General features: G+C 64.2%; 24 protein-coding genes and 1 tRNA gene. 15 read left to right on the top strand and 10 right to left on the bottom strand.

Annotated features, from left to right (window positions below; genetic code table 11):
* Positions 1–90 precede the first annotated feature (90 nt).
* The gene (locus K3725_RS06865) at positions 91–738 is read left to right on the top strand and encodes a DUF3885 domain-containing protein (RefSeq protein WP_260018062.1); all 648 of its coding nucleotides are present in this window, start codon (positions 91–93) and stop codon (positions 736–738) included.
* Between the two features lie 16 nt (positions 739–754).
* Here the strand turns inward: K3725_RS06865 and K3725_RS06860 are convergent, their stop codons facing one another.
* A complete protein-coding gene (locus K3725_RS06860) occupies positions 755–1,864 on the bottom strand; it encodes an anhydro-N-acetylmuramic acid kinase (RefSeq protein WP_260018061.1) in 1,110 nt (369 codons plus the stop codon).
* Positions 1,865–2,007: 143 nt separating this feature from the next.
* On the opposite strand from K3725_RS06860, the gene tyrS reads away from it, so the two are divergent.
* Positions 2,008–3,264 (top strand): tyrosine--tRNA ligase, encoded by a 1,257-nt coding sequence (gene tyrS, locus K3725_RS06855; protein WP_260018060.1) that lies wholly within the window; start codon positions 2,008–2,010, stop codon positions 3,262–3,264.
* Positions 3,265–3,328: 64 nt separating this feature from the next.
* Positions 3,329–4,444, top strand: a complete 1,116-nt coding sequence (locus tag K3725_RS06850) for an SGNH/GDSL hydrolase family protein (RefSeq protein ID WP_260018059.1) — start codon at positions 3,329–3,331, stop codon at positions 4,442–4,444.
* Positions 4,445–4,534: 90 nt separating this feature from the next.
* Here K3725_RS06850 and K3725_RS06845 read toward each other — a convergent pair whose 3' ends face one another.
* On the bottom strand, positions 4,535–4,672 hold the full coding sequence (locus K3725_RS06845) for a hypothetical protein (protein ID WP_260018058.1): 138 nt from the start codon (positions 4,670–4,672) through the stop codon (positions 4,535–4,537).
* A 45-nt stretch (positions 4,673–4,717) separates the two neighbouring features.
* Here K3725_RS06845 and K3725_RS06840 point away from each other — a divergent pair, with 45 nt between their 5' ends.
* The 3 genes from K3725_RS06840 (at position 4,718) to K3725_RS06830 (ending at position 7,323) form a co-directional block, all read left to right on the top strand.
* Positions 4,718–5,632, top strand: coding sequence for a GNAT family N-acetyltransferase (locus K3725_RS06840; protein ID WP_260018057.1), 915 nt, complete (start codon positions 4,718–4,720; stop codon positions 5,630–5,632).
* Between the two features lie 100 nt (positions 5,633–5,732).
* Positions 5,733–6,488, top strand: a complete 756-nt coding sequence (locus tag K3725_RS06835) for an SDR family NAD(P)-dependent oxidoreductase (protein ID WP_260018056.1) — start codon at positions 5,733–5,735, stop codon at positions 6,486–6,488.
* 277 nt (positions 6,489–6,765) lie between these two features.
* Complete coding sequence (locus tag K3725_RS06830) at positions 6,766–7,323, top strand: sugar O-acetyltransferase (protein ID WP_260018055.1); 558 nt, start codon at positions 6,766–6,768, stop codon at positions 7,321–7,323.
* Positions 7,324–7,457: 134 nt separating this feature from the next.
* Here the strand turns inward: K3725_RS06830 and K3725_RS06825 are convergent, their stop codons facing one another.
* From K3725_RS06825 to K3725_RS06815, 3 genes are all read right to left on the bottom strand, one after another.
* Positions 7,458–9,266, bottom strand: coding sequence for an ABC-F family ATP-binding cassette domain-containing protein (locus K3725_RS06825; protein WP_260018054.1), 1,809 nt, complete (start codon positions 9,264–9,266; stop codon positions 7,458–7,460).
* Positions 9,267–9,329: 63 nt separating this feature from the next.
* Positions 9,330–10,076, bottom strand: a complete 747-nt coding sequence (locus K3725_RS06820; RefSeq protein WP_260018053.1) for a GNAT family N-acetyltransferase — start codon at positions 10,074–10,076, stop codon at positions 9,330–9,332.
* Positions 10,077–10,140: 64 nt separating this feature from the next.
* Entirely contained in the window at positions 10,141–10,614 is a 474-nt protein-coding gene (locus tag K3725_RS06815) for an outer membrane protein assembly factor BamE (protein WP_260018052.1), read from the bottom strand.
* A 101-nt stretch (positions 10,615–10,715) separates the two neighbouring features.
* Between K3725_RS06815 and K3725_RS06810 the strand changes: the two genes are divergently transcribed.
* The 8 genes from K3725_RS06810 to K3725_RS06775 all read left to right on the top strand — a co-directional run bounded on the left by K3725_RS06810 (position 10,716) and on the right by K3725_RS06775 (position 17,873).
* Positions 10,716–11,252 carry a DUF177 domain-containing protein gene (locus K3725_RS06810; protein ID WP_260018051.1) on the top strand — a complete coding sequence of 179 codons (537 nt, stop codon included), beginning with the start codon at positions 10,716–10,718 and terminating at the stop codon, positions 11,250–11,252.
* Between the two features lie 224 nt (positions 11,253–11,476).
* Complete coding sequence (gene rpmF, locus K3725_RS06805) at positions 11,477–11,683, top strand: 50S ribosomal protein L32 (RefSeq protein ID WP_008558107.1); 207 nt, start codon at positions 11,477–11,479, stop codon at positions 11,681–11,683.
* Positions 11,684–11,720: 37 nt separating this feature from the next.
* Positions 11,721–12,833: a phosphate acyltransferase PlsX gene (plsX, locus tag K3725_RS06800; RefSeq protein ID WP_260018050.1), complete on the top strand. Its 1,113-nt coding sequence runs from the start codon at positions 11,721–11,723 to the stop codon at positions 12,831–12,833.
* Between the two features lie 18 nt (positions 12,834–12,851).
* Positions 12,852–13,823: a beta-ketoacyl-ACP synthase III gene (locus tag K3725_RS06795; RefSeq protein ID WP_260018049.1), complete on the top strand. Its 972-nt coding sequence runs from the start codon at positions 12,852–12,854 to the stop codon at positions 13,821–13,823.
* A 101-nt stretch (positions 13,824–13,924) separates the two neighbouring features.
* Complete coding sequence (gene ihfA, locus K3725_RS06790) at positions 13,925–14,227, top strand: integration host factor subunit alpha (RefSeq protein ID WP_008207184.1); 303 nt, start codon at positions 13,925–13,927, stop codon at positions 14,225–14,227.
* Between the two features lie 16 nt (positions 14,228–14,243).
* A complete protein-coding gene (locus K3725_RS06785; RefSeq protein WP_260018048.1) occupies positions 14,244–16,427 on the top strand; it encodes a MerR family transcriptional regulator in 2,184 nt (727 codons plus the stop codon).
* 163 nt (positions 16,428–16,590) lie between these two features.
* Positions 16,591–16,667: transfer RNA gene (locus tag K3725_RS06780), tRNA-Pro, on the top strand.
* A 126-nt stretch (positions 16,668–16,793) separates the two neighbouring features.
* Positions 16,794–17,873 (top strand): 2'-deoxycytidine 5'-triphosphate deaminase, encoded by a 1,080-nt coding sequence (locus tag K3725_RS06775; RefSeq protein WP_260018047.1) that lies wholly within the window; start codon positions 16,794–16,796, stop codon positions 17,871–17,873.
* Positions 17,874–17,917: 44 nt separating this feature from the next.
* Here the strand turns inward: K3725_RS06775 and K3725_RS06770 are convergent, their stop codons facing one another.
* Complete coding sequence (locus K3725_RS06770) at positions 17,918–18,388, bottom strand: Lrp/AsnC family transcriptional regulator (RefSeq protein WP_260018046.1); 471 nt, start codon at positions 18,386–18,388, stop codon at positions 17,918–17,920.
* A gap of 134 nt (positions 18,389–18,522) precedes the next feature.
* Here K3725_RS06770 and K3725_RS06765 point away from each other — a divergent pair, with 134 nt between their 5' ends.
* Entirely contained in the window at positions 18,523–19,677 is a 1,155-nt protein-coding gene (locus tag K3725_RS06765; RefSeq protein WP_260018045.1) for an MFS transporter, read from the top strand.
* Here the strand turns inward: K3725_RS06765 and K3725_RS06760 are convergent.
* The 4 genes from K3725_RS06760 to nagZ form a co-directional block, all read right to left on the bottom strand.
* On the bottom strand, positions 19,670–19,867 hold the full coding sequence (locus tag K3725_RS06760) for a hypothetical protein (protein ID WP_260018044.1): 198 nt from the start codon (positions 19,865–19,867) through the stop codon (positions 19,670–19,672). The two genes, K3725_RS06765 and K3725_RS06760, sit on opposite strands and share 8 nt — an antisense overlap.
* A gap of 81 nt (positions 19,868–19,948) precedes the next feature.
* Complete coding sequence (gene scpB, locus K3725_RS06755) at positions 19,949–20,626, bottom strand: SMC-Scp complex subunit ScpB (RefSeq protein ID WP_260018043.1); 678 nt, start codon at positions 20,624–20,626, stop codon at positions 19,949–19,951.
* Positions 20,626–21,420 carry a ScpA family protein gene (locus K3725_RS06750; RefSeq protein WP_039190157.1) on the bottom strand — a complete coding sequence of 265 codons (795 nt, stop codon included), beginning with the start codon at positions 21,418–21,420 and terminating at the stop codon, positions 20,626–20,628. The genes scpB and K3725_RS06750 overlap by 1 nt, the downstream gene beginning before the upstream one ends.
* The gene (gene nagZ, locus K3725_RS06745; RefSeq protein WP_260018042.1) at positions 21,413–22,417 is read right to left on the bottom strand and encodes a beta-N-acetylhexosaminidase; all 1,005 of its coding nucleotides are present in this window, start codon (positions 22,415–22,417) and stop codon (positions 21,413–21,415) included. Before nagZ ends, K3725_RS06750 begins: the two co-directional genes overlap by 8 nt.
* Between the last annotated feature and the right edge of the window lie 38 nt (positions 22,418–22,455).

Genomic DNA, 22,455 nt, shown 5'->3' with positions numbered 1-22,455 from the left:
TGCGTCTGCTGCGAGCCGCGACTTGTAAATTCAGAACTCTTTGGACAACACCTCTAACCTCATCAGCTTTCTCAATTTTCGGCAATCTTCATGCATAAGCTTACACAACGTGTGTTTGACACCTTTGGCGTTTCGGAACTGCCTCACGGGTTATTCTATGAATTTGACCATGCACTCCGCTTCGACTTGGGGGGCGTAGAATGGGGAACCGACAGGCCTGTACAGCGTTTCTGGCAGGCTTTTGAACGCGCAGACACAATAACTAGAGCAGTCTTCAAGGCATCAGATGATATCTGGGCCTTGCTTTCTTGTTACGGCGGAGAAACACCAGAACCCAAGCGCCTGCATGCTATTTCCAGATGCGGACTGCCCCGAAATTCCTTCAGCTACCTCGGTGCGGTTCCTCAAAACGATGAAGAGTACATCGCCTCTTTCGGTTACGACCTGCATCGCCACTGGGACGCCTATAAGCTTCGGGACACAAGTGAAATCCGGGAATTCCTATGGCTGATGATTGCAACTGACCTGAGCGTGTACCCTCAACTCAGCAATAGGCGCGCGCACCAAGTCTATCTGGTTGATTTCGAAACAAAGACCATCGCTTACCCCTATGACGACAGAGGAATGGACGTGGTGTCCATGGACAGACACCGGTTGGAGCCGCATTTCACAGCATTTCAGGAATGGCTGCTTGCACGCGATATGAAAAGAATGGCTTCTCGATTCAGCATCCGCTGAGCAACTGGAAAACGGCTCACGCATCCGGCACGCTGACCACCCCGCCCCCGACACAGGCGCTGACACCCGTGGTTCCCGGGGCCGAGGTCGGCATCCCGCGCGCCACACGCACCGCCAGATGGGCAAAGGCCTGCGCCTCCAGCATGTCGCCATCGAGGCCTGCGTCCTCCACCGGTTTCACCGGGCAGTCGAGCGACACGTGCAGCATCTCCATCAGCACCGGGTTGTGCCGCCCGCCGCCGGTGACCAGCACCACTTCCGGCGGCTCCGGGCAATGCTCCATGCCCTGCGCCACGGCAGCCGCGCACATGGCAATCAGGGTCGCCGCCGCATCCGCGTCGCTCAGCTCATTCACCAGCCCGACCATCTCGGCAAAATCGTTCCGGTCCAGGGACTTGGGCGGCATTATTGCGAAATATGGCTCCGCCAGAAACAGCTCCAGCGCGCCGGTTTCCACGGTGCCGGAACGCGCCACCTTGCCATCCGCATCCCAGGGAATCCCCAGGCGCTCCTGAACCAGATCATTGACCGGCGCATTGGCCGGGCCGGTGTCAAAAGCCAGCAAAGCCCCCGGCTCCTCCGGCCGCTCGAACCGCGGATCCACGTAGGTGATATTGCCAACCCCGCCCAGGTTCAGGAAACACAGGGGACGTTCGGCACCGATGTATTTTGCGCAGGCAAAGTGAAAGAACGGCGCCAGCGGCGCGCCCTCGCCACCCATGGCCACGTCATCGGTACGGAAGTCCCAGACCACAGGTTTGCCCAGCTTTTCGGCCAGTGCCGCTCCGTCCCCCACCTGCAGGGTGCCTTGCTGCCGCGGCGCATGGGCCAGGGTCTGGCCGTGGAAGCCGATGATCTCCGCATCCGCGAATTCTGACAGCGCTGCCGCATGCGCCGCGTCGCAGACCGCTGCCGCGGCCTCCACCTCCGCCCCTGTCCATTTGCCAAGGCCCGCACGCAGCACGCTGCGCTCTTCGGCAGAATACTCGCGGTAGCTGCTCTCGCCGAAGCCGTGAATGCGCGCGCCGTCGGTTACCACCACTGCCGCATCCACCCCGTCCAGCGAGGTGCCGCTCATCGCGCCCAATGCCCTGACGGCGCCGGTTTTTGCTATGGCCTTGCTCATGGCCGCTGCCCCTTCATAGGTTCCGGGCCGTGCCGCCCGTTGCGGGGGATACTACAGCGCATATTTTGCCGGGAAAACAGGTTCCAACCGGCGCCAATGCGATTTATAGGGCAAGATGCACAACTGATAGACCGAGGCATGTTATGACCTACACACCGAAATCGGATTTCGTCGCAGTCATGATGGAACGCGGGTTCCTCGCAGACTGCACCGATTACCAGGGGCTGGACGAAGCCCTGCTGCAAGGTGTGCGCCCGGCCTATATCGGCTTTGATGCAACAGCGAAATCGCTGCATGTCGGCTCGCTCATTCAGATCATGATGCTGCGCTGGTTCCAGAAGACCGGCCACCAGCCGATCACCCTGATGGGCGGCGGCACCACCAAGGTGGGCGACCCCTCCTTCCGCGCCGACGAGCGCCCGCTGCTGACCGAAGCCCAGATCGACGACAATATCGCGGGCATCAAGAAGGTATTCTCGGCCTATATCGACTACGACAGCGACGCGCCGAACAAGGCGCTGATGCTGAACAACGCCGAATGGCTGGATGGCTTGAACTACCTGGAATTCCTGCGCGACATCGGCCGCCATTTCTCGGTGAACCGGATGCTGTCGTTTGAGTCCGTGAAATCGCGCCTCGACCGCGAGCAGTCGCTGTCGTTCCTCGAATTCAACTACATGATCCTGCAGGCCTATGACTTCATGGAGCTGAACCGCCGCTACGGCTGCATCTTGCAGATGGGCGGCTCGGACCAGTGGGGCAATATCGTCAACGGCATCGACCTCACCCGCCGCACAATCGAGCATGAAGTCTATGGCCTCACCTCGCCGCTGCTGACCACCTCCGACGGCAAAAAGATGGGCAAGACAGCCGAGGGCGCAATCTGGCTCAACGCCGACATGCGAAGCCCTTATGAATTCTGGCAGTTCTGGCGCAACACCACCGATGCTGACGTCGGCCGCTTCCTCAAGCTCTACACCGAACTGCCGGTGGAGGAATGCGAGCGCATCGGTGCGCTGCAAGGTTCCGATATCAACGAGGGCAAGGTGATCCTCGCCAATGAGGTGACCAAGCTTTTGCACGGCGCCGAAGCCGCGGCGGCGGCCGAAGCCACCGCTCGCGAAGTGTTCGAGAAGGGCGGTGTGGGCGATGACCTGCCCACCCTGTCGCTGACGCCTGCCGATCTGGGCGACGGCATCTCGATCGTGCAACTGATCGTGAAATCCGGCCTCGCCAAATCCGGCAAGGACGCCAAGCGGCTGATCTCCGAGAATGGCGCCAGGATCGACGACCGGCCGCTGACCGATGCCGGCCTGATGATCGACGCAGGCGCGCTCACCTCGCCGATCAAGCTGAGCGCCGGCAAGAAGCGCCATGCACTGGTGCGGCTGGAGGAATAATTCTCCAGCCCGCGGCACAGATTCCCCCAACCCGCAGGATTCTGTTTTAAAAGAGTTTTTGATTTTGACCATTTATCTTTCTGGTGGCTCGAACACGCTGTTCCAGGCGGGTTGGGTCGCAAGTTTCAAAGACAAAATTGATCCCTCCATCAAGGTTGTGAACTTGTCCATAGGTGCAAGCACAACGCACATGTCGGCTTTCCGCTGCATGCACTCCGCCAACCTGCAAACCGGGGATCTGCTCATCTGGGAATACGGCATTAACGATGCCAACCAGATCGACTGGATAGGTTACCCGGAGGACGAGCTTGTCAAAGCATTTGAACAGATCCTCATTTATTGCGCCCGGAAAGAAGTTCGCTTTGCTGCTCTGATTTTCCAGCCACGCCGACGCGAACTGGACGCGAAACTCACCAGCTACCGGAAAAAACTGCACGAACTCTGCAGTAACTACGGCGTTCCTTATTTTGACGTCCCGCAGGAATACGCCGCGGCCAATCAAGGCTCTCGGCATATTCCAGAGCATCTGTTTACCGACAATGTTCACTATGCGCTCAACCCGAACCTCATGGATTTCATCGGTGCAGGCGCCGCCGCATTGGCTGTCGCCGCGGCGGTGCCGCAATGCGCGCCTGCATCGCTTAGCACAAACCAGGAATTGAAAGTTCTCGCGAACTTCTCAGGCGGCAAACAGGGTATCTTCGAAAACAGGATTGTTCGTGTCCATACTTGGGAACCAAACGATGAGGGGCTTCACATCAGCTTCCAGCGCCATGGCAAGCTTCTTGGCATAATCATGACCGCAACTGAAAACGGCGGCGTGTTCGACGTGTCCTTTAACGGCACGCAATTCAAACTCACAGCAGTCGCTGACGAACCCGGATTTTTCGCGACGCTGCTGCGGTTTGTCTATCTGCCTCTGCTTCTCGGCCGGGAGCTTCCTTTCGCCCCAGGATCGGAGCTGCGCCTCCAATGGGCAACAGATCCCGCAGGCGCACAACCGCACTTCGGCTTCAAGGTTCCCGTTTCGGACACCGCTCTTAAAGACAGGGAAGCCCGTGTTGTAGCGGTGTTGATAGAAGAACAGCCCCAAGTGCTTGTGCAGCCGAAAAGGCAAGGCAGCCTGGCCAGCAAAGCCAAGAGCTTCAGCCGCAACCTGTTTCAAACCATCTGGCGGTAAACCCGGAAAACAGCGGCAACCTAGAAAGAGCAATGTTGCCCCAAGTCTGCGGCCCTCGAGCCCAAGAACCTCTCGGTTCCTGCCTGCGCATCAAAACAGCAGCGCCTCCACCAGCGTCAGCACCAGAAACACAGGCACCGACAGGCCGAGTGCAATCAGCAGCGCTGCCGCCTTGGTCATCCGCGGGGCCGCCGCCGTCTGCCCCATGATCTGTGTTGTCTTTTTCATGCGTTCATTAACCCTGATTTAGGTTTCCAGCGCGTTAATAGACCAATGTTCGACAGCGCCCCCGATCCCGACTTGCCCACCGCGGCAACCGCCCGCCCGCAGCCCCGCGTCCTCCAGCAATCGCCGGAGTTCGCCCGCGCTCTGATGGCCTGCGGCCAGGAGCCGCTGATGCTGAGAGACACGCTGGTTCTGCGCCGCCGCTTCCCCGGCGGGCTGAGGCTGGCGATGGTGAACCGGGCAGACCTCTCCTATCCCGCACCGCTAATGTCCGCGCTGCGCGGCCAGGGCCTGGGCCGAACCCCGCTGATCCTGTCACCCGAATCTCCTGCCCCGCATCTTGCCCGCCTCGGCGCCGTGCCGCTGGCCACACCAGCCTATGCCGCGCTTTGGGATCTGACCGGCGATCCGGACCAGCGCCGCGCCGCTCTGCATCAGAAATGGCGCAACCGGCTGAAACACGGCGAGGCGCAGGCCCTCCGCCTCACCCGCCAGAATCTGCCGCATGACGTGCGCCACTGGCTGTTCCGGGCCGACGCGGCACAGCAAACACAGCGCGGCTACCGCAGCTGGCCCATTGGCCTCACACTCGCCTATGCGCGCGAGAACAAGGGGAGGGCGAAACTCTTCCAGGCGTTTGAGGGCAAGGAAGCGGTCGCGGCCATCCTGATCCTCACCCACGGCAGCACGGCCAGCTACCACATCGCCCACACCACCGCGCGCGGCAAACAGCTCTGCGCCCATCCCCCCCTTTTGTGGGAGGCCGCCAATTGGCTCGCCGCCAAGGGCATCTGCCGGCTCGACCTCGGCCTCATCAACACCGAGGACGCCCCGGGCCTTGCCCGCTTCAAGCTCGGCACCGGCGCCCATCTGCACCGTCTGGGCGGCACCTGGGGTCTCTGGCCGCCGCTGGGCCGCCTCCTGCGCCCGCTGGGCTTGCTCGACCGGCAGCAAATGGCCTGACAGGTTCCTTGTCAGTCCGCGACGTCCCGTCCCGCTGGACAGGCGCCCGGCCTCTCCATTATATGAACACGTGTTCAGATAATCGGGAGGAGCCCCGCTCATGAAACTTGCAGACACCGCAGCCGTGGTCACCGGCGGCGCGTCCGGCCTGGGTGAGGCCACCGCGCGCTTTTTTGCCGAACAAGGCGCCCAGGTCACCATCCTCGACCGTGATGCGGAGCGCGGCACCCAGGTGGCAGAAGACATCGGCGGCCACTTCGCTCAGACCGATGTGACCAGCGAGGATTCGGTCGCTGCCGCCATCGCCCATGCCGCAGAAAAGATGGGCAAGATCACTGCTTGCGTGAACTGCGCAGGCATCGCCATCGGCGCCAAGACCGTGGGCAAGGACGGCGCGCACCCCTTGGACGCCTACAAGCGCACCATCGACATCAACCTGGTCGGCACCTTCAACGTCGCCCGCCTGGCCGCTGTCGAGATCGCCAAGAACGCGCCCGATGCGGACAACGCCCGCGGCGTGATCATCAACACCGCCTCCATTGCGGCCTTTGACGGGCAAAAGGGCCAGGCCGCCTATGCCGCCTCCAAGGGCGGGGTTGCCGGCATGTGCCTGCCGATGGCCCGCGATCTTGCGTCCTTGGGCATCCGGGTAATGACCATCGCCCCCGGCATCTTCATGACCCCGATGCTGGCCGGTCTGCCGGAGGAGGTGCAGCAGCAGCTCGCCGCCGACGTTCCCAACCCCGCCCGCCTGGGCGACCCGCGCGAATTCGGCCGCCTCGCGGGTTTCATCGTCGAGATGGGTTACCTGAACGGCGAGGTGATCCGCATCGACGGCGCCCTGCGCATGCGCTAACGCCCCTTCCGTTGCGGGCGGAGCCCAAAGCGGCGGCGCTTGCGCCGTTCACCCTTGACGCGCAAGCAGCGGATCACACACTCGAAAACGCGTCTTCAGGGCAAACCTGCCCCTGAAGCGCTTCTCAGCCAATCCCCTTCACACCGCGCCAGCGGTGCGCGGCCCAAGGCCGCACAAAGGCGCCTTGGCGCAGCCAAGGCCCCTGCGGGCGCGGGAGCTCCCCGGGCAATTGACAATTGCTGCCGCCCACCCTTCACTCGCGGCAAGGAGGCTCCCCATGAGCAAGACCGAACGGCAGAAAATGCAGGCGGGTGAATGGTACTGTTGCCTGGACAGCGAACTCTCCGTGTTGCGCAACCAGGCCCGGGCTGCGGTGCATCAGCACAATACAGCAGCCCCTGATCCGGCGGAGCAGCTCAGCCCGCCGCTTGCCAGCCTCTTTGCCGCCCACGGTGAGAACTGCCTGATCGAGGCACCGTTTCATTGCGCCTATGGCATCAACATCCGCCTGGGCCGCAACGTCTACATGAACGCGGGCTGCACCATTCTGGACACCGCCCCCGTCACCATCGGCGACGGCACCATGCTGGGTCCGAATGTGCAGATCTACTGTGCCCAGCACCACAAGGACAGGGCGTTACGTGCCCAAGGGCTGGAGATCGCCTATCCCGTAACCCTCGGTGCAGACGTCTGGATCGGCGGCGGCGCCATTCTGCTGCCGGGCGTCACCATCGGCGATGGCGCGATTGTTGGAGCGGGCGCAGTGGTGACCAAAGACGTCGCCGCAGGAGAAACGGTCACCGGCAATCCCGCTGCACCGGTAGCGAAACGGTAAAGCCGGCGTCCGCCCGCTTAACATCCGCTTCACCTTTCCTGATGAATTCCAAAGCTTTACGACAGCACCTTTGACCAAATGTTTCGCGCGCGAAACATTTGGTCAGGCGCACTGACCTACCTCAGGAAGCCGCCTCATCCCCCGGCTTTTTCCTCCAGCTCCAGCCATTCCTCTTCGGCGGCGGCCAGCTTTTCCTGACGCTCCACCAGCGCCTCGGTAGCCTTCTTGAACTTGAGCGGCTCGCGGGTGAACAGCTCCGGATCGCTCATCAGTTCCTGCAGCTTGCCGATCTCCGCTTCCAGCCGTTCGATCTCCGCAGGCAGCGCTTCCAGCCGGTGCTTTTCCTTGAAGCTGAGACCGTCCTTGGGCTGGCTTTCCTGCTTCGGCTTGGGTTTTGCGGGCTTCACCTTCTCAGGCCGTTCCGCCACCTCCAGCGGACCGCGCTGCGCGATATAGTCGCTCCAGCCGCCGGCATAGGCGGTGGCCCGCCCGTTGCCTTCCATCGCGATGGTGGTGGTCGCCACCCGGTCCAGGAAATCCCGGTCGTGGCTGACCAGCAGCACAGTGCCATCGTAGTTGTCCAGCAGCTCCTGCAGCAGGTCCAGCGTTTCGACATCCAGATCGTTGGTCGGTTCGTCCAAGACCAGCAGGTTCGAGGACCGCGCCATCAGCCGCGCCAAGAGCAGCCGCGCCTTCTCGCCGCCCGAAAGCGACCGCACCGGGGCCCGCGCCTGCCGCTCGTCGAACAGGAATTCCTTCAGATACCCAACAACATGCTTAGGCTGGCCGCGCACCATCACCTGATCCGCCTTGCCGGAAATCCCCAGCAGCGGATCGGCGGTCAGATTCTCCCACAGGGTCGAATCGCCGTCCAGCTGGTCACGGGTCTGGTCAAACAGCGCGATTTCCAGATTGGTGCCCAGCTGCACCTTGCCTGCATCCGGGGCTTCCATACCCAAAAGCATTTTCAGGAGCGTGGTCTTGCCTGCGCCATTGGGGCCGACAAAAGCCACCCGGTCGCCGCGCTGCACCTTCAGCGAGAAATCCCTGACGATCTCCTTGCCGCCAAACGCCTTGCTGAGTCCCTCGGCCTCGATCACCTTGCGGCCAGACTTGGGGCCTGCTTCCAGCGCCATTTCGGCAGCACCCTGGCGCTTGATCTGGCCCGCGCGCTCCGCCTTCAGGTCCTGCAGCGCCCTGACGCGCCCCATGTTGCGCTTGCGCCGCGCGGAAATGCCCTCCACCGCCCAGCGGCTTTCCGCTTTGATCAGCCGGTTCAGCTTGTGGCGCTGCATGTCCTCGTCTTCCCAGACCTTGTCGCGCCAGGCCTCGAAATCCTCAAACCCCTTCTCCTGGCGGCGCACCTCGCCGCGGTCCACCCACAGGGTGGCGCGGGTCAGTGCCCGCAGGAACGCCCTGTCGTGGGAGATCAGCACAAAGGCCGCACGGGTGCTTTTCAGTTCATTTTCCAGCCAGGTGATCGCTTCGATATCCAAATGGTTGGTCGGCTCGTCCAGCAGCATCAGATCCGGCGCCTCGGCCATCAGCTTGGCCAGCGCAGCGCGCCGCCGCTCCCCGCCAGAGGCGGTTTCCACCGGGCGTGCCGGATCAAACTTCAGCCCCTCGCCCGCGCGCTCCACCTTGTACATTTCACCAGGGTCCAGCTCGCTGGCGGCAAAATCGCCTAAGGTAGCAAACCCCTCCATCTTCGGGTCCTGCTCCATGTAGCCAACCGACTTGCCCGGCGGCACCACGATGTCGCCCTGATCGGCTTCAACAATCCCCGCCATCACCTTCATCAGGGTGGATTTTCCCGAGCCGTTACGGCCCACAAGCGCCACCCGGTCGCCGGGCTGCACCACCAGATCGAGGTTCGAAAAAACCGGATCGCCCCCAAAGGTGAGGGAAATGCCGGACATCTGCAAAAGAGGAATACGTGCCATGCCAGCCAGCTACCCCGGCGGCAAAATCGCGTCAACGCTCCCCGTTCATCTTTCCGGAAATACTCAGTCGCCGCTGGCCACAGCCCGCAGCAGCCGCTTGCGTGCGTCAGGAATGGCGCCGGTTTCCAGCCCGGTGAACACATGCAGCGTGTTCATCTGCCGGTCCACCACCGCATGATCGCTGACCCAGCCGCCCATCATCAGGTATGTCCGCAACAAGGGCGGCATCCTCTGCAAGGCCTTCTTAACCTCCGCCTCCCGCGGCGGTTGCGCGCCAAAATGCACCACCTCTGGCGCCTTGATGCCAGGCCGCCACTGCGCCGGCGCCAGATACCGATGCCGCAGCAGCGCCAATGCCTCCGTGTAAGGTGCGGCAGAGGTGCCTGCAAAGGACGAGCAGCCAAACAGCATCTCCACCCCCTGCCCGTCAACAAGGCCCGTCATCGCCCCCCAGGCGACACGCAGAATATCCGCATCCTGCCAATCCGGGTGAATGCAGAACCGGCCCAGTTCAGCCATCCGCCCCGCAAAAGCCTGCAATGCCGCCAGCTCATAAAACTGCGCCGAATAGCTCCGCACCAGCCCGGCGCCGCTTTCCAGCACCAGCAGCCGGAAACAGCAGACCAGCGCGCCGCTGGCGTTCTCTTCCACCAGAACATGAGAACACAGGCTGTCATACGTGTCGTTGTCGCTGCTGCCGGTCCGGAAGCAAAGCGTCCGCAATGCCTGCGCTGCCGCAACATCTGCGGCGCCCGCGGCCAGCCGGGCACGGTAGCGCCCCCTGCTCAGCAGTATCTCAGATTCCGCCACGCCTGCCTCCAGCCTGCCTGTCCGGCCCGTACCAAAAAGGCTGCGGCAAACCCGTGAGGCCGCCTTATTCGCTGTTCAGCAACTGGCCGGGATTGAATGTGCCCAGGTTGCCCAGCAGCTGCCGCAGGAAGGTGTTGTCCTGCACGCCGGAGCTGGTCACGCGGCGCTCCAGCGGCACCACCTTGCCGTCTTCCAGGCTGAAGCGCTCGATCGCCTGCACCACGCCCGAGGTGTCAAAGCTGATCGCAACCAGGTCGCGCGCCACCGGCTCCGGCGCCTTGGCACCGTAGTGGCGGAACCGGGTTGCCACATAGTAGTAGCCGCTTTCGTTCAGCACCCCGGTTGATGACGGGATGCCGATTGTCTCTGCCACCGAATCCCGGGTGTCGACGCCCGGCACCACTTCGGCCAGCAGTTCCGGCGCCGGCACATAACCGTGTTTGCGGTAGACCGACGCGCAGGCCGCCAGGGCCAGCCCCGCTGCCGCAAATACTGCCCCGCGCAAAACCGCCTTGAAGTGAAATGCCTTTGCAACCATGACTGCCCCCCAGCCTGCCGCCATCACCGGCGGCTTGAATACGTCTTTTAACCCGATTACCTAATGACCGCCTCCGGTTCAAGAAACGAAAGTCCCCGAATATGTCTGACAGCACCGCTTTGCGGGTCGCGGACCTGCCGCAAAACGCCCCGACCGTCTTTGAAATCGTCCCGGACAAGGCCGCCATGGCCGCGCTGGCGGCAGAACTGGGGGTGAACGCCTTGCGCAAGCTGCGCTTCACCGGCGAGATCAAGGCGATGGGCAAGAAAGACTGGAAACTGGCAGGCCGGCTGGGGGCAACCGTGGTGCAGGACTGTGTGGTGACGCTGGAGCCGGTGACCACGAGGATCGAGGAAGCGGTGGAAATCACCTATCTGGCCCGCGTTGAGACCCCGGACGGCGCCGAGGTTGAAATGCCCGAGGATGACAGCATCGAATCGCTGGGCAGCCACATCGAGCCGGCGGCTGTGATGACAGAGGCGCTGGCGCTGCACATTCCCGCCTATCCGCGCAAGGACGGCGCCGAACTGGGCGAGGCTGTCTATGCCGAAGACGGCGTGCAGCCGATGCGCGACGAGGACACCCGGCCGTTTGCAGGCCTTGCTGCCCTGCGCAGCCAGCTGAAAGATGAGGACTGATCGCAGAATTTTTGCGGCGCAGAAAATCGCCTCTGGCGCCGCCCCTCTGCCTGTCTTAAAAAACAGCTTGCGCCAGCGGAGATTCGCAGTATTTTCGCGCGCTCATCGGAATTTTTGGTTGGACAATGCTTGGGCAGACGCCTAAACGCACGTCAGACTGATCGAACAGAATGCAATCGCGCCGCGGGGATGGCCCCAAGGCCCAAACAGACAAAGGTTGAGACATGGCCGTCCAACAGAACAAAGTATCCAAATCGCGCCGCAACAACCGCCGCGCGCACGATGCACTGGTTGCTGCGAACCCGAACGAATGCGGCAACTGCGGCGAGCTGAAGCGCCCGCACCACGTGTGCCCCTCCTGCGGCCACTACGACGACAAGGAAATCGTCGCAGCTGCAGACGAGATCGAGATCGATGAGGACGCGGCTTAAGCCACGGACAGGATCCTGATGCCAGGCAGGCTTTCGCATGACGGGTAAACCCGATCAAAATCAGGCAAAAGCCGGCCGCATCACTATTTCTGTTGACGCCATGGGCGGAGACGCCGGCCCTGCTGTTGTGGTGGCCGGCATTGCCATGTCCGCAGAAAAGAACCCGGACATCGGTTTCATCCTGCACGGGCCTGCTGATCAGCTGGCCCCTCTGGTTGCCAAGAAACGCGCGCTGAATGGCCGCGTGGACATCCGTGATGTCCGCGACGTGGTCACCATGGAGGACAAACCTTCCCAGGTGATGCGCAACGGCAAGGGCACCTCGATGTGGTCGGCCCTGGATGCGGTCAAGAACGGCGAAGCCTCTGGCGCGGTTTCCTGCGGCAACACCGGCGCGCTGATGGCCCTGTCGATGCTGCGGCTGCGCAAGCTGCCGGGCGTCAACCGGCCTGCCATTGCAATCCTCTGGCCATCGCTGAACCCACAGGGGTTCAACGTCATGCTGGATGTCGGCGCCGACGTGAAAGCGGATGCCGGGGATCTGCTGCAGTTTGCCCTGATGGGCACGTCTTACGTGCGCAACTCGATGGACATCGCACGTCCCCGCGTCGGGCTGCTGAATGTCGGCACAGAGGAGCACAAGGGCCGCGCCGAGCTGAAGGAGGCCTACGGGCTGATCTCAGAACAGGCCGGGCAGGCGCACTACGAGTTTGTCGGCTTTGTCGAAGGCAGCGATATTCCCGGCGATGTTGCCGATGTGATCGTGACCGACGGCTTCACCGGCAATGTGGCGATCAAGACCGGCGAAGGCACCGCCAGCCTGATGCGCACCGCATTGCGCGAGGCGTTCGGGTACTCATTCCTGTCCAGAATTGCCGCGCTTCTGGCGATGACCTCGCTCAAGCGGCTGTCCAAACGGATGGACCCGCGCCGCGTCAATGGCGGCGTGTTCCTGGGCCTCAACGGCACCGTGGTCAAATCCCACGGCGGCGCCGATGCCACGGGTGTCTCGGCAGCCGTCAAACTGGCCTTCCGGCTGGCGCAGCACGGTTTCGCCGAAAAGCTGGCCGCGCGGGTTGCATCTGCCGGTTTGCATACCCAAGATAATACTGCCCCCCGCGAGGTGCGGGCGGCCACCGAAAAAGACTGAAAATAGGCAGGCAGACGGATGACGCGACGCGCGGTAGTTGTTGGCACAGGTCACTATCTCCCCGAGCGGGTGGTTGAAAACGCGGAATTCGAAGCCACGCTGGACACAACGGACGAATGGATCCGCAGCCGCTCCGGCATCGAACGCCGCCATTTTGCCGCTGAGGGAGAGACCACATCGGATATGGCCGCCAAGGCTGCAGAGCGCGCTTTGGCGGATGCAGGCCTGACGGCGGATGATGTGGATGCCATCGTTGTGGCCACCTCCACCCCCGATCTCACCTTCCCCTCTGCCGCCACCATGGTGCAGTCCAAGCTGGGCATGACCAAGGGCTTTGCCTTTGACGTGCAGGCGGTTTGCGCGGGCTTTGTCTATGCGCTGTCCAACGCCAGCGCCCTGATCGCTTCGGGCCAGGCAAGCCGCGTGATGGTGATTGGCGCAGAAACCTTCAGCCGGATCATGGACTGGACCGACCGCTCCACCTGCGTGCTGTTCGGCGACGGCGCCGGCGCGCTGCTGCTGGAAGCCCAGGAACAGCCCGGCACCAATACAGACCGCGGCATCCTGGCAACCGACCTCAATTCCGATGGCCGCTACAAGGACCTGCTGTATGTCGACGGCGGCGTCTCCACCCATACGACCGGCCACCTGCGGATGCAGGGCAACCAGGTGTTCCGCCACGCGGTGGAAAAACTCGCCTCCACCGCCAATACGGCGCTGGACCGCGCGGGCCTGTCAGCGGCGGATGTCGACTGGATCGTTCCGCATCAGGCCAATATCCGCATCATCCAGGGCACTGCCAAGAAAATGGGCCTCAGCATGGACAACGTGGTGGTAACCGTGCAGGATCACGGAAACACCTCCGCCGCCTCCATTCCGCTGGCTTTGTCGGTTGGCAAGGAACGCGGCCAGATCAAGGAAGGCGATCTGATCGTGACTGAGGCTATCGGCGGCGGCTTGGCCTGGGGAGCTGTTGTGCTGCGCTGGTAACGGCGCAGTCAGATTCTCCGCCCGAATTCCCCCGCGCAATTCATTGATATTGACAGGGAAATTCCCTCCGCCCTATGCTCTGGCAAACAACGGGGATTGGTATGGGCGAAAAAACACTGACACGAATGGATTTGAGTGAAGCCGTTTTCCGGGAAGTCGGCCTGTCGCGAAACGAAAGCGCACAGCTGGTGGAAAGCATGCTGCAGCATATGTCGGATGCCCTGGTGCGCGGTGAACAGGTTAAGATTTCCTCGTTCGGCACCTTCAGCGTAAGGGACAAATCGGCCCGCGTCGGGCGCAACCCGAAGACGGGCGAAGAAGTGCCGATCCAGCCGCGCCGCGTGCTGACCTTCCGGCCCTCCCATCTGATGAAGGACCGCGTGGCAGACGGCAACCGTAAGTAACGGGACCAATTAGGCCATGTCGAAATCACCGGACGCCTTCCGCACCATCAGCGAAGTTGCGGATTGGCTGGACGTGCAGGCGCATGTTCTGCGCTTCTGGGAGAGCAAGTTCACCCAGGTCAAACCTGTAAAGCGCGCCGGCGGGCGGCGCTATTACCGGCCTGCGGACATGCAGCTGCTGGGCGGGATCAGGAAACTGCTGCACGTCGACGGGTTGTCGATCAAGGAAGTGCAAGCGCTGCTGCGTGAACAGGGCGTGGCCCATGTCGCCAGCCTGTCGCATCCGCTGGACGGCGAGGAAGAGCCCGCCGTCGAGGCACCAGCGCCCGCGGACAAGCTGGGCGACGACTGGCAGCAGTCTCTGGAGATGAGCACAGAGGCTCAGTCCGGTGGCGGCGCCGAAGACAGCGAAGACAGCAATGTCGTCGGCTTCCCGCAGGCTGGCGCAGACACCGCACCGCCGGCGCCCGCGGCTGCCACCCCCGTCGTCCCACGGCCCGAAGCCGCCGCTGCGCCGCAAATGCAGATGGACCTGGCACCGCCTGCCGCAAGCGGCAGCGCTGCCCCGTCCGGCAACGCCCCCGCCGCCCCTGCCTCGGCCTCCCCCGCTCCTGCAGCAGAGTCCGCCGCCTCAGCAAGCGAGGCAGCCGGACAGGCAGAAGACCACACGGAAGACCGGTCCGAAGGGGCCGCACCGTTTGAGGAACAGCCGGCTGAACCCCGGATGGAAGCAGCGCAGCCGTTCTCTGCCCCCGAACCGGTGGCGCAGCCCGAACCAGAGGGCGCAGAACTGACCGCCGCTGAACCAGCCGTGCAGGATCAGGAAGCGGAAGCAGATGAAACAAGTCCGCTGCGCGCCGCGGCTGAGGCGCAGGAACAAGCAGCCGGACCAGCGGCCGGGGCGGCGCAAGAGCTTTTCGCGGATGACGGCGTCACAGAACCGGAAACCGCCGCACCGCTGACGGAAGAGGTTCCGGAACCTGTATCCGCGCCTGAAACGGCTGACGGAACAGAGGCGTCCCTGGCCGGCTTTGAAGATGCGCCCGCTGCTGCACAGGACGCAGCGCCGGCAGCAGCCGAACCAGCAGCGCCTGTTGCAGACATTTTGGAAACCGCGCCGGAACCGGCAGCGGCGCCCGCCACTGTTGCGCCCCCCTCCCCGATGGAGGATATCGCTCCGCTGACCGGCCAGGAGCATTTGCCGGAACCTGAGGCCGCAGAAGACGCCGCCGTTGCCGACGAACCTGTTGAGGCTGCCGCGGGACTGCCGCCTGCAGCCGCGCCGGCGCTGGCCGAGGACAGCGTCGAAGCCGCCCCGGAGGCGGCAGCAGAGCCAGCCCTTGAAACACCGACCGCGCCGCTGGAAGAGATCGCGCCGCTGACCGGCCAGGAACACCTGCCAGAGCCGGAAGCGGAGCCCGCCGCGGGTCCGGAACCGGAACTCAGCGCTGCAGAGCCGTCTTTTGCTGCCGGGCTGCCTCCGGCAGAGGACATGCAGGACACGGCCCCGCATCCCGGCCCTGAGCCGGATCCCGTTGCAGCAGTGGACCTCGAGGAAGAGGACCCCGCTGAGGCCGCAGTTCCCGAGGCAGAGGAGCAGGCGCCGCTTGCAGCAGAGCTTGCTGAGGAGGAGACGCCGGCAGACCCGGTCCCGGCAGAAGACACGCTTGTTGCCGCCGCAGGGATGCAGCCGGAAGAGCCGCTGGAGTTCGCCGTTTCCGCGGAAGAACCGGCGCAACCGGCACCCGAGCCGGAGGACGATCATATTTCCAGTCCCGCCGCAGCCTTCCCGCCGCATGATCTGGACGAAGCCGCCCGCCAGGCGGATGCGCTGGAGTTCGCAGCCGGTTTCGACGGCAGCGGTGATGACGGCGCCGAAGAGCCAGCTCAGCCGGACGCAGAGGTTGAAGCAGAGCCGGACGCGCAAACGGCCGCCATCGGGGAGCCCTCCGCCCTGCCGGACTTCGAGGCCGGGGAAATGGCCGCGGAGCTGACCGGACCGGCACCGGAACCTGCGCTGGAAGAGGCCGCCGAAGAGCCGGCAGAACCGCTGGCCGAAGCTGCTCCGGCTGCGCCTGTCCCGGTCCAGCCCGGCATTCTGGCGCTGCTGGCGGAAACCCGCAGCCTGCCGCCGCAGTCGCTGACCGCAATTGCCGCCTGCACCGAGGAACTGCGCGCCCTTGTTCAGAACAGGCCCTGAGGCCGCCAAACCGGAATTCGGCGCGAATTCCGGCCCGGGAAACGGCTGCCATCTGTGCCTGACCCGTCAACTGCTTCTGACTGCTGAATTTCTTTGCGGGGCCGCAAAAAATCTTGCCGCCCCCTCTTGCCCCTGCCGCGAAAACGGTTAGAAGGCTTTGCAACGGGCTATGGCGCAGCCTGGTAGCGCGTCCGTCTGGGGGACGGAAGGTCGCAGGTTCGAGTCCTGCTAGCCCGACCATATGAAAAACGCCCGGGTGTTCACGCACCCGGGCGTTTTCACATCCGGAACCAGCTTTGCCGATTGCGCATGGCGCCCGGATGGGACAGCATCGCCGCAAAGCCGGCGCGCGGAGGGGGACAGGAAATGACAGGCGTTTTGCCCAGCCAAACCATTGAAATGATGCTGGAACGCGGGGAGATCACCGTCAGCACGCCGCTGGTGGAGGGCCAGGTGCAGCCCGCCAGCCTCGACCTGCGCCTCGGCAGCATCGCCTACCGGGTGCGGGCGTCGTTTCTGGCCGGCCAGGGCCGCAGCGTTTCCGACCGGCTGACCGAATTCGAGATGCACCGGATCGACCTGAGCAATGGCGCAGTGCTGGAGAAGGGCTGCGTCTACGTGGTGCCGCTGATGGAAGGGCTGGCGCTGCCCGGCGATGTATCCGCCGTCGCCAACGCCAAAAGCTCCACCGGGCGGCTGGACCTCCTGACCCGCACCATCACCGACGGCGGCGAGGAGTTTGACCGCATCAAGCCCGGTTACACCGGCCCGCTTTTTGCCGAGATCTGCCCGCGCTCCTTCTCGGTGCTGGTGCGCCCGGGCATGCGGCTCAACCAGATCCGCTTCCGCACCGGCCAGGCGGTTCTGTCGGACGCAGAGCTCAAGATGCTGCACGCCGGCACCCCGCTGGTGAATGGCGAGGCGGTGATCGAGGACGGGCTGGGCTTTTCCGTCGATCTGAAACTGCCCGGCACCGATCTGGTCGGCTACCGCGCCAAACCGCACACCGGCGTCATCGACCTGGACCGGATCGGCGAATACGACCCGCAGGAGTACTGGGAAGAGGTCCGCACCAAGGATGGCCGCATCATCCTGGACCCCGGCGCATTCTATATTCTGGTCAGCCGCGAGGCGGTGCATATCCCGCCCGCCTATGCGGCGGAGATGGCGCCCTATCTGGCGATGGTCGGCGAATTCCGGGTGCATTATGCGGGCTTTTTCGACCCCGGCTTCGGCCATGACGCGGCTGGCGGCACCGGCTCGCGCGGGGTGCTGGAGGTGCGCTGCCACGAGGCGCCCTTTGTGCTGGAGCACGGGCAGGTCGTGGGCCGCCTGGTCTATGAGAAGATGGCCGAGGTGCCGGAACAGCTTTACGGCGCGGGCATTGCCTCCAACTACCAGGGCCAGGGGCTGAAGCTGTCCAAGCATTTCAAGACGCCTGCTTGACCCTTTCGCCCGGCGGCACCGCCGGGCGGCGCCCGTCCGCGCCCTCAACGCTTGATATACAGATCCTCCTCCAGCTCTGCGCTGACGCCAGCCTGCACGGTGCGCTCCAGATGGGTGGAAAGCGTCATATAGGTGCGGGTGCCGCGCACCCCTTCGACGTCATAGATCCGGGCCAGCAGCCCCTCCAGCGCATGCGGCGAGGCCACCCGCACCTTGAGGATCAGGCAGGTGTCGCCGGTGGCGGTGTGGATCTCCTCCACCTCCGGCCAGGCTTCCAGCGACATGAGTTCCGCCGTTTTGCCCCAGCCGACCGTGTCCACATGGATGAAGGCCAGCATCGGCTTGCCCACCGCAGGCCCGTCCAGCTGCGCCACCGTTGCCCGGATCGCACCGGAGGCCCTGAGCCGCTTCACCCGCTCATGCACCGCCGGTGCCGAGAGGCCCGCCACGTGCCCGATGGCAGCATAGGACAGGGTCGCATCGACGCTCAGCGCGCCTAATATTTTTCGGTCCAACGCGTCCGGAACGCGGGCAGGCCCGCCGTTCCTCCGAACCTCATCTGTTTTTCCTCTGACCATATCCGCCCCACCTTCACAGAACTTTTTTCAGCATTTAGCAAATATACCTGAACATTCTTCAAGGTAAACCCATGCGAACCCCGATTCTGATCCTGATGAGCGCCATTGGCGTGATTGGTGCCAACTCCCTGCTGCTGTCGCCGGTGGTGACGGCTGTCAGCGAAACCCTGAATGCCACCACGGCAGAGGTGATGCGGGCCGCCAGTGCTTATGGGCTGGGGGTCGCCGCCGCAGCCTTGCTGCTGGCGCCGCTAGGGGACCGGATCGGCGCCGGGCGGCTGATGCGCGCGGCACTCCTGCTGCTGGGGGCCGGGCTGGGCGCCAGTGCCGCAGCGCCGGATGTCTGGACACTGATGGCCGCGCAGGCGCTCTGCGGGCTGGCGGCCGGAGCCGCCCTGCCCTCGATCTACACGCTGGCAATGGTGATTGCCCCCAAGGGACGCGAAGCGCGGGTGCTGGGCTACGTGCTGGCGGGCTGGACGGTGTCGATGGTGCTGGGTGTCAGCGTCAGCGCCTGGGCCACCGACCTCGCGGGCTGGCGCGTGGTCTATGGCGCGCTGGCGGGCGTGGCGCTGCTGCTGTGGGCCGCTTCCGCTTCGCTGCGCGCCGCGGGCAGCCCCAGCGGCCAGGCGACCTCGCCGCTGACGGCGCTGCGAGTGCCGGGGATTTTCCGCGGCCTGCTCGCAACCGCGCTGCTGATGATGGGGTTTTACAGCAGCTATTTCTTCACCGGCGCCCATATCACCCAAGCGCTTGGCCTCAGCACCACGCAGGCGGGTCTGTTGCCGCTGTTCTACGGTATCGGCTTTGGCCTTGCGGTGCTGCTGGATCCGCTCTTGGACCGCCTGGGGCTGGCCCGCGCCACCGCGCCGGTGCTGCTGGCGGTCGCAGCCAGCTACCTGCTGATGATGACCGTTGCGCCGGAATACCTGCTGTTGCTGGGGGCTGCCCTGATCTGGGGCGTGTTCCAGCATCTTGCCCTCAACCTGCTGGTGGCGCGACTCACGGCGCTGGAACCTGCGCAGCGCGGCGCGATCATGGGCCTTTACAGCACCGTCACTTACCTCTGTGTGTTTGCAGCACCCTTTGCGGGCGGGCTGCTGTTCGCAGCCTGGGGTTTGGCGGGCTGCCTGATGCTGTCCGCGCTGCTGGCGCTCAGCGGCGCGGCTGAGGCGCTTGGCCTCCGGCACAAGCCCGGCGCGCTGGCTGCCGGTTCCGCTACTTGACCTTGGGAATGCGCGACCTTGCATTGCGGAATTTGCGTTGCGGGCTGGGGCCAGGTCCGAATCCAGGCGCCGGCCCCTTGCTCTTGCCCAGGCGCTGCGCACCGTGCTGTGCGGCGCGGCGCAGCCCGGCATTGACCGCACGCCCGATCAGGCGGCGCAGCACCATGCGGATGATCCAGTTCGCATTCATGGCCTCAGTCCTCTGCCTAGCCTTGCGGGCATCTTAGAAAACCAATGCGGCAATTTCCGGGCGTTCCGAAGCGCCGGGGCATCACTCCTCGAACAGTTCGGCCTGTTCTTCCGCCTCGTCGTCCTCGTCGCCGCCCTGACCCAGCGGCAGGCTGCCCGGCGGCGGCCGGTTCTCCAAAAGGCCCGCGGCGCGCAGTTCCTTGAGGCCTGGCAGGTCGCGGGCGCTTTCGAGGCCGAAATGGTCCAGGAAATCCGGGGTCACCACAAATGTCACCGGGCGGCCCGGCGTCATCCGGCGGCGGCCCAGGCGGATCCAGTCCATCTCCATCAACTGGTCGATGGTGCCGCGCGACACTGAAACACCGCGGATTTCCTCGATCTCCGCCCGGGTCACCGGCTGGTGATAGGCAACAATGGCCAGGGTTTCGATGGCGGCGCGGCTCAGCTTGCGCAGCTCGGTGGTTTCCTTCTGCATCAGAAAGCCGAGATCCGGCGCGGTTCGGATCGCCCAGGCATCGCCCAGGCGCACGACACGCACGCCGCGCCCCTCATAGCGCTTGCGCAGATGCTCCAGCGCCTCGCGCGGGTTGCAGCCGGGCGGCATGCGGCCCTCAAGGTCGCGCAGGGTAACAGGCTCGGCGCTGGCGAACAGCACCGCCTCGACCATCCGCTCCTGCTCTGCCATCGGCGGCGCGTCAAACAAGGTGTCGTTTTCGGTCCGGCCAGAGCTGCCGGCCGCGTCCATGATCTGATCTTCCATCAGGTATCCTCGTCGAGGCTGCGCAGCTGAATGGGCGCAAATGTTTCGCTCTGGCGCAGCTCTGCCTTGCCTTCCTTGACCAGCTGCAGCGAGGCGGCAAAGGTCGCCGCGGTCGCTGAACGGCGCTTGACCGGATCGCTGTGCCAGCCGTCCGGCAGATAACTGATCAGGTCGGTCCAGTCGCCGGTAAAGCCCAGCAGATGCCGCATCCGGTCCAGCGCCTCCTCCATGGTGAAGACCGAGTCGCGGTCCATCACGAAGGGGCGGAAGTCCTCCTTGGTGCGGATGCGGGCATAGGCCTGCATCAGGTCCAGAAGGTTGGCGGTATAGGTCACGGTCTTGATGCGGGCGACGCTCTCTTCCTCGCCGCGGGCAAAGAAGTCGCGGCCCAGCCGGTCGCGCCCCATCAGCCGTGCGGCGGCGTCGCGCATCGCCTGGAGGCGTTCCAGCTGGAACGCCAGGTGGGCGGCCAGTTCTTCGCCCGACGGCCCCTCTTCTTCCGGGTCGGGGGGCAGCAGCAGGCGGGACTTCAGAAACGCCAGCCAGGCCGCCATCACCAGATAATCGGCCGCCAGCTCAATGCGCAGTTCCTTGGCCTTCTCGACAAAGGCCAGGTACTGCTTGGCCAGCTCCAGAACGGAGATCTTGCGCAGGTCGACTTTCTGCGTGCGCGACAGCGTCAGCAGCAGGTCGAGCGGGCCTTCGAACCCGTCCACATCCACGATCAGGGCCTCGGCCGCCAGCCGTTCCTCTACGCTCGTGTCCGCTTCTGAAAAAAGTGTCTGCTCAGCCATACACCTGCCCGCCCATGAGGGCGGCAAGTTCTCTTTCAGCGCTCATAATGTCAAGGGCAACAGGTGCGCGGCGGGCCTCCAGCGCGCGCTCTGCGCGGGTCTGTGCCGCTTCACTCATGGTGCCGGCAGCCTCAGCCACTGCCTTCCGTTCCTCCAGCGAGGCATTGCACAGCAGGACAACATCACAGCCCGCCGCCAGCGAGGCGCGGGCGTTGTCTGCCAGCGATCCCTGCAGCGCCTTCATCGAGATATCGTCGGTCATGATCAGCCCGTCAAAGCCGATGCGTTCCCGGATCAGCCGCATCATCACCGGCGAGGTGGTGGCGGGCTGGTCGTCATAGGCGTCATAGACCAAATGCGCGGTCATCCCCAGCGGCAGGTCGTTGAGCGCTGTAAAGGCGGCAAAATCGCTGTCCTCCAGCGTCTCCGGGTGGCTGGCCACATGCGGCAGGTCCAGGTGGCTGTCCGCGGTGGCGCGGCCATGGCCCGGGATATGTTTCAGCACCGGCAGCACGCCGCCGTCCAGATGCGCGGTTGCCACTGCGCGGGCAATCCGCGCCACAGTTGCGGCGCTGGTGCCATAGCAGCGGTTGCGCAGGAACTCATGGGTTTCGGCAAAAGCGATATCAGCAATCGGAGCGCAGTTGCTGTCGATGCCCAGCCCGTGCAGCTCATGCGCGATCAGACGGTAGCGCAGGTACATCGCCCGCACGGCATCCTCGCCGGCCAGCTGCACATGCTCCAGCGGGGGGCGCCAGTTGCGCGCAAGCGGTTTGCGCAGCCGCTGGACCCGTCCGCCCTCCTGATCGATGGTGATCGGGCAGTTGCGGCCCACCGCCTCGCGGAAGTCCCCGCAAAGGGCCTGGATCTGTTCGACATCTTCCAGGTTTCGGGCAAACAGGATGAAGCCGAACGGGTCGGCATCACGGAAGAACGCCTTTTCATCCGCTGTCAGCCGCAGGCCTTCGGCATCAAGGATCGTGGCTCCGTAGGTCATGAGTGCCCCCTGGTGGTCGCGCTCCCCCGGTCAGTGAC

It is taken from the genome of Leisingera sp. S132, assembly GCF_025144465.1.
In the GTDB taxonomy this organism is placed as follows: domain Bacteria; phylum Pseudomonadota; class Alphaproteobacteria; order Rhodobacterales; family Rhodobacteraceae; genus Leisingera.
This window is presented reverse-complemented; position numbering and strand designations above follow the sequence as displayed.